This window comes from Sphingobacterium sp. UBA7253, assembly GCF_002472745.1.
GTDB classification, from domain to species: domain Bacteria; phylum Bacteroidota; class Bacteroidia; order Sphingobacteriales; family Sphingobacteriaceae; genus Sphingobacterium; species Sphingobacterium siyangense.
Genome location: NZ_DKSP01000206.1, coordinates 1 through 5,902, shown reverse-complemented (window position 1 = coordinate 5,902; position 5,902 = coordinate 1). Strand labels below are relative to the sequence as shown.

General features: G+C 45.4%; 7 protein-coding genes. 6 read left to right on the top strand and 1 reads right to left on the bottom strand.

Features of this window, described 5'->3' with window-relative positions; all coding sequences use genetic code 11:
• The 5 genes from B2X72_RS21135 to B2X72_RS21115 all read left to right on the top strand — a co-directional run.
• A partial coding sequence (locus tag B2X72_RS21135; RefSeq protein ID WP_286851385.1) for a hypothetical protein occupies positions 1–1,139 on the top strand: 1,139 nt, incomplete at its 5' end.
• Positions 1,102–1,548 (top strand): helix-turn-helix transcriptional regulator, encoded by a 447-nt coding sequence (locus tag B2X72_RS21130; protein ID WP_286851384.1) that lies wholly within the window; start codon positions 1,102–1,104, stop codon positions 1,546–1,548. The genes B2X72_RS21135 and B2X72_RS21130, both read left to right, overlap by 38 nt.
• Before the next feature lie 490 nt (positions 1,549–2,038).
• A complete protein-coding gene (locus B2X72_RS21125) occupies positions 2,039–2,683 on the top strand; it encodes a DUF6266 family protein (RefSeq protein ID WP_088161345.1) in 645 nt (214 codons plus the stop codon).
• 1 nt (position 2,684) lies between these two features.
• Complete coding sequence (locus B2X72_RS21120) at positions 2,685–3,089, top strand: DUF5675 family protein (protein WP_286851383.1); 405 nt, start codon at positions 2,685–2,687, stop codon at positions 3,087–3,089.
• 167 nt (positions 3,090–3,256) lie between these two features.
• Positions 3,257–3,472, top strand: coding sequence for a hypothetical protein (locus B2X72_RS21115; RefSeq protein ID WP_286851381.1), 216 nt, complete (start codon positions 3,257–3,259; stop codon positions 3,470–3,472).
• A 248-nt stretch (positions 3,473–3,720) separates the two neighbouring features.
• Here the strand turns inward: B2X72_RS21115 and B2X72_RS21110 are convergent, their stop codons facing one another.
• Positions 3,721–4,815, bottom strand: a complete 1,095-nt coding sequence (locus B2X72_RS21110) for a hypothetical protein (protein ID WP_286851380.1) — start codon at positions 4,813–4,815, stop codon at positions 3,721–3,723.
• A gap of 148 nt (positions 4,816–4,963) precedes the next feature.
• Here B2X72_RS21110 and B2X72_RS21105 point away from each other — a divergent pair.
• Positions 4,964–5,902 (top strand): TonB-dependent receptor (locus B2X72_RS21105; RefSeq protein WP_286851378.1); only part of this gene is annotated, 939 nt, incomplete at its 3' end.

The following is a 5,902-nucleotide window of genomic DNA, read 5'->3' as shown; positions in this document are numbered from 1 at the left end:
TAAAAATTGTGAGCGTCCGATGGATCCGAATATTCTATTATCCGCTTTACATTTTCTTTTGCTTTATCATTGCTTTGATCATAAATCTGGGTTCTGCTGGTAGTAAAGTGGTTGAACGTGTCCATAACAAACGCTTTATGGCTGTATGGATAGGTACGGTTTTGCTGCTGCTAGTCTACGCCTTGCTGATCAGCTATATGCATACAGTTCTGGCCCTTCGGAAACGGTTTGGTAGGAACGGTAAGCTTAATTTTATGATTTATCTGCTGTGCTCAATTTGCGTTGTACTGGCTCTTCATGGAGTTGTACTCGAAGTATTGCTACCGGATAGGCCGGGATTAATCGTGCTTTCGAGATGGTATCTGACAACCGATTTTTTGTTTTTCTTTCCGATAGTGATCGCATATATACTTTTTGTGTACCGTTTTCCGAAATGGGTATTGCTGGATTGGCAATCCCTTGGTCTGCTGACGGTTCATTTACCCGAGTCTAAAACTCGTCTCGATAGACGTCCATCACCACTTCTGTTAAACATCGGATCCGGAATGCTCGAAAATCTAGCTGTCCGTGACAATACGACTGACCTGCTGGAAAAGAGCACACGGCAACTCTCCTGGAATAACGCCCAGACAGCAACGATGGATCTCTCGTCTTTGACAAAAGCAGAATCACAGGCTGTGCTGCTCAGCCTATGGCAACGCAATCGGGATCGGCTGGCACTGATGGTATATCTCTTGCGCAAATGGGAGGGTGAAGAACCGATAGGCGGTAAAACGATAAAATGCCTAAACGCGGTGATCATCTATAAAGAACAACGTACGGCAGATGTCTATCTGCATGATGGCAAGTTTTGTCGGATAGACGTGACGACCAAAGTGCTGCGTGAAAATCCCTGGTTGGTCAAAATACGGGCAAAAGTGTATGTTAATATGCTCTTTTTTCGCGTGCCCGTAAATCGGCCCACCATGTTGGAGCTTAATGCTGAAATAAAACAGAAACTACATAGATTGTTGCCGGAGGAAAAACTCAAAATTCTGGTTACGCCTTCGCGTGAACTACGCAACAACATCAATAATTTTTGGGGAATAATAGATACGCTAGATGAAAACAAATTGGAAGAGGAATTTAATCTGGCTTAAAATGGATGTATTGTTTAAAGCTGTGGTGATGGAGCCCCTGCACAATGCCCATTGTGCAAAGCGGCTTGTTTCGGCGACCAGCATGTCTAATTGCATGGTTATGTTAAATTTACTGAATCGCATATGTGACCTTTTGGAGGTCATAACCTCCTTACTGAGAGCGATATTGAAGCATATAACGGAAGAAATGAATAAGATTCCGGCTGAAACATTGGATACAGCCGACGAACTGGATCATATGCTCGATATCGCTCATGTGCTCGATAAATTGGGTATTTCAGAATCGAAGTATTACCGGCTGGTCCGTGAAGGAAAGCTCAGGCCGAGGAAGCTGGGCAAGCGGCACTATTATTACCTGTCGGATTTACACCAGCAACTGGAAGAAAGCAGGCGGAAGGGGCGGATATAGCGAGTTGTCAAAGAGGGGCCTTTTCGGCTCCTTTTTAATTTTCAGAGAGCCGGCAAACACAAGGTCTTTCACGTCGGTATGGTTCGGCAGAGGTTCGGGAACTTTGTGGCTGTCCTTCGGCTCTGCTCCGATACAGCTAGGGGACATGTTCGACGCTCCTTCGGGCGAGCTTCGGCAACTCTTCGACTTGGCTTCGACTCCCAGCCGAGCAGCACCCGAACAATACCCGAACAGCAGCCGAGGCTGTGTCGAAGCTGTCTACAATCTGTGCCGAATACCTCCCGAAGGCAATTCCATAACTACCCAAAGGACAGCCGAGCATCTGCCTATTTGTTAAAGTTGACAGGCAATGACAGCACTGCCTGCCGTATAATATCATTCCCTGTACTTGTTCGCCTACAAAAAAAAGTCGCCTTAATTTAGCTCTCGCTAGCAAAACAAAGACTGCTCATGGCAGTCGTAATTATTTATTAATCAAACATGTATAAACATGGCAAGATTCTTAAAAGGTATACACGGGGCCTACTCTGGGAAAGTGGGAAGTGTAATAGGAAGCAGTTGGCGAGGTGTGGATTATGTCCGCTCGCTCTCCAAGATTACAAACAAAAAAGCGAGTGAAGGACAGGTCGCACAGCGTACAAAATTTGCAACGGCGGTAGCTTTTCTTTCGCCCATCAAGGATTTACTCAACCTGGGCTATTCGGACAAATTGCAAGGTAAAGCTACAGGATACAACAAGGCGCTGCAATATCTCATGAACTATGGGGGCATCAAAGGCACTTACCCAGCATGGGAAATAGATTATGGGAAGGTGCTTATTTCCAAGGGCTCATTGGCCAATCTGATGGGTGCCGAATGGTCAGAAGCTTTTCCGCAGGAGATCACGTTGACATGGGAGGCGGAGCTCAACAAGTTTAACGCTTTCGCTGGTGATTCGGTTATTCTGTTGATGTACAACAGCAACAAGAATTTCTTCAGTATCCTGGAATCGGCGACCCGCGAAGAAGCAAGCCTGAGTTTCAAGCTACCTGCCAGCTACTCGGGTGACACGCTGGAAGGCTGGGTATTTACCGGTCATGAGGATGGTGTCAAGACCTCTCCGAGTTTCTATCTGGGCAAACTATCCATTAGCTAATATGGCTGTTCAACACACCCTGCTGCTCCAACGTAAATATGGAGCACAGGGAACCAATGGTACCATTACGTATCAGGGGGAAGAAATCTGTCATACCATCGAGCTACCCGACAGAAATAATATTCCGCGGATCAGCTGTATTCCAGTAGGTCGGTACAAGCTGGAAAAACGGCGTTACCCCAAGCATGGTGAGCAGATCGGTATTCCGATGGTGCTCGGCCGTGAAGCAATTCTGATCCATGCGGCCAACAATGCTTTAAAAGAGCTGCAGGGATGCATTGCCCCGGTAACGGTACTAACGGGTGAAGGGAGAGGAGATTACAGCGGCAAGGCCTTGGCAAAACTTAAGGCTCTGGTGTACAGTCTTTGGGATATGGGGGATGAAGTGTATTTAAATATTCGATAGCAATTCTTTGTCCTCCTATATTGCTCGAATAAAGAAGGGGTATTGGGGGCAGGAATAGAGCTTAACAGTCAGAAAGCTATATTTTCTATTCTTGGCCCTTCATTTTTATCGAAGCTGTTTTTGGTGATAGGATGGACGATTTGAAGCATCCTATATAAGTAAATATCATGAAAAAAATCTTAAATAAAATAGGAAAGGTGCTGCAGGTGGTTCTTGCGGCTCCCATTAAATGGCCCGGAAAGGCGGGTAACATCTTGAAATATATCGCTGTAGGCCTGGGTATCTTGGAAACAGTTATGGAAGAGGAAAAGCAGCCACCTGAAAATAATTCCGAGCTGTCCAAGTTGCCCAAGGAAAGGAGTGATGCTGATGAAAATCAATGATATCCGCATCTCTGCCCTCGGGGGCACGATCTGTTCCATCTGGGCCAGTATCTCCCTGGGCGATTTGCTGCAAACGGTGTTGACAGCTGCGCTGGGTACCCTCGTCAGTTTTCTGACAAGCCACATGATCGGTAAATGGAAAAATAGAGACCGAAAGTGATACTTGATGGCATTAACTGAGTAAAGCGCACTCCTGCAGTGCGCTTTACTCATTGGTATTGCTTGGGGATGAAACCAGGATAGTACGATTATCCTTCAGACATGGCTAAAGTGAGACTAGCCGTAAATTCTAGCCCTGTCGTTGTCAAGGCCTTTATGGTTATCTTGTAGCTGCCAGCTTTTAAACTGTCGCTCTTTTTCACGGAAACAACGCCTGTTTCGGCATTTACACTAAACAGCTTTTCGCTATTTGTAAATGCGAGTCCATCTTTTTGTATGGAAACCAGTTCAAAAGCAGATTTATATTTTTCAGGATACAGTGTTGGCGCTGCAGAGACATAACCATTTGAGAGTCCGATATGTATCAGACTAAAGTCTATGGTCAAGTTTAGATCGGGATAATATTGCCCAAACAAAAATTTAATCTGTGGAATCAGAATGACCCTGAAAGTCGTGGCGGCGACAGGAAAACCATCTTTTCTAAGCTCGGGAGTCAACTCGAACGACTTTTCAGCTTTTTTTTCCGGATCTCCCGCATCCTTTGCTAATTTGATATGCGTACCTGTTATTGAAGCAATGTTTTCTTGTCCATCCTTTTTAACCAACTGAAAGTTCGCGCCAGCAGTTGGTAGGCCCAGCGGATCGATTTCAAAATCAGTAGATTGGTCGCCATAAAGTACATATGAATAAGGCAACTCGTTGCCATTTTTTAAACCTTTGATAGCAATAGATCCAGCCGTTATCTTGAGCGAAAAACTTTCTTTCCCGACTACTTTGTCCTGAGATTCTTTGGCTATGACAGTGACTTTATAATCATCGGGAATCCGTGCGCTGCTCGATTGAGCTCCGTTTGGATAGAGTAGGGAGCTGTTAATCAGTATGCTTTGTTTTTCGCTGTCAAATTTGATGGCCTGGTTCAATTTATCACTGAGTTTAATCCCGTTGCCCAAATTGATGTCTGCAATCTGGGAAAAGTCAAAGCTGAACGTAAGTCCTGCTTTTGCAGCTAGGTCTTTCGGCAGATTAATTTCCTGTGTTTCGCCGTAGCGAAGGCTGACCTGCGAAGGTAACGAAAGCGAGATTTCAGTGGGCGTAGGCGCTGTTTCCTTTTTACAGGATGATGCAGCTCCGAGCATCAGAATCAGTGCCCCCGCAAGGACAATTGGTGTGTTGATGTATTTCATGTGCTGTAAATTTTTGACGAAGGTAGCGATTGTAAACTATTAATGCAACAATATTGCATTTGTTGTTATCTTTTTTAATTTTGCAGCTCAAACAGAAATAGGCTACAGGATGATACGGTATCAGAAACAAGTTTTTTTAGCATCTCTAATGCTATTATCTATCGCACAAACAGTGCGATCACAGCGTAAACCAGCAATGGATACATTGCGAAGCTATACGCTTCCCACCGCGGAGACCACTGGCCTTGTACCGGCCCATGGGCAAAAGACGAGGCTGGATCGAAAGCAGCTCGATCGTATACAGGCACAAACGCTTGGTGAAACATTGAGCCATATCCCTGGGATACAAAATGCTTCTTTTGGCCCCAATTCTGGTATGCCGATGATACGGAGTCTAAGTGGTAGCAGGGTAAGTGTGCTATCCAATGGGCTTTCGATCAATGATTTGTCGGGAATCAGTCCAAACATAAACCCCAATTTCGATATGGACAACCTACGCGAAATAGAATTGTACAAGGGTGCTGCGACTGTATTATTCGGAGGAAAGGCCATTGGTGGAGCGGTCAATGTGAAAGACAACACCATTCCCATGAATCGGCTGCCCAAGCAGATTACAGGTCAGGCCAGTGCGGAGTTAGGAACGAATAATGGCAACAGCCAATCGATGGCTTTCAATGCAAACATTGGAAAGTACTGGGTGGGACATATTGGCGCAATGAGGCTCAGGCACGGAAATCTCAAGATCCCGGGCAATACAAAAGCAGCCATTGCTTATGATCCAAAGATCGATCATTTGACCGCCGCAATGGCACAGGTAAATGTCGATCGGGAGACGATTCGAAATCTGACGCTATATCCCTATTTGAGCCAGTTCGTGATCGAGCATATGGGCGATCCAAAGTGGGACTTATCGGAGGCCGATCTGTATACCTTTGAAAATTATTCATTTATCAATGGATCAAAGGTCCTAAACCCTCAAAATGACAAATATGTCGCTGGGCAGGATCCCAACACGCCACTTTACACTGAAGTCGTTCATGGGATTACAGATTATGCACCGGTCAAGCGTGGCGTGATGCCCAATAGC

Excerpts from the sequence above, each read along its gene's own strand:
- B2X72_RS21125 (WP_088161345.1), top strand. The coding sequence starts at position 2,039 with ATGGCAAGATTCTTAAAAGGTATACACGGGGCCTACTCTGGGAAAGTG.
- B2X72_RS21120 (WP_286851383.1), top strand. The coding sequence starts at position 2,685 with ATGGCTGTTCAACACACCCTGCTGCTCCAACGTAAATATGGAGCACAG.
- B2X72_RS21130 (WP_286851384.1), top strand. The coding sequence starts at position 1,102 with ATGAAAACAAATTGGAAGAGGAATTTAATCTGGCTTAAAATGGATGTA.
- B2X72_RS21110 (WP_286851380.1), bottom strand. The coding sequence starts at position 4,815 with ATGAAATACATCAACACACCAATTGTCCTTGCGGGGGCACTGATTCTG.
- B2X72_RS21115 (WP_286851381.1), top strand. The coding sequence starts at position 3,257 with ATGAAAAAAATCTTAAATAAAATAGGAAAGGTGCTGCAGGTGGTTCTT.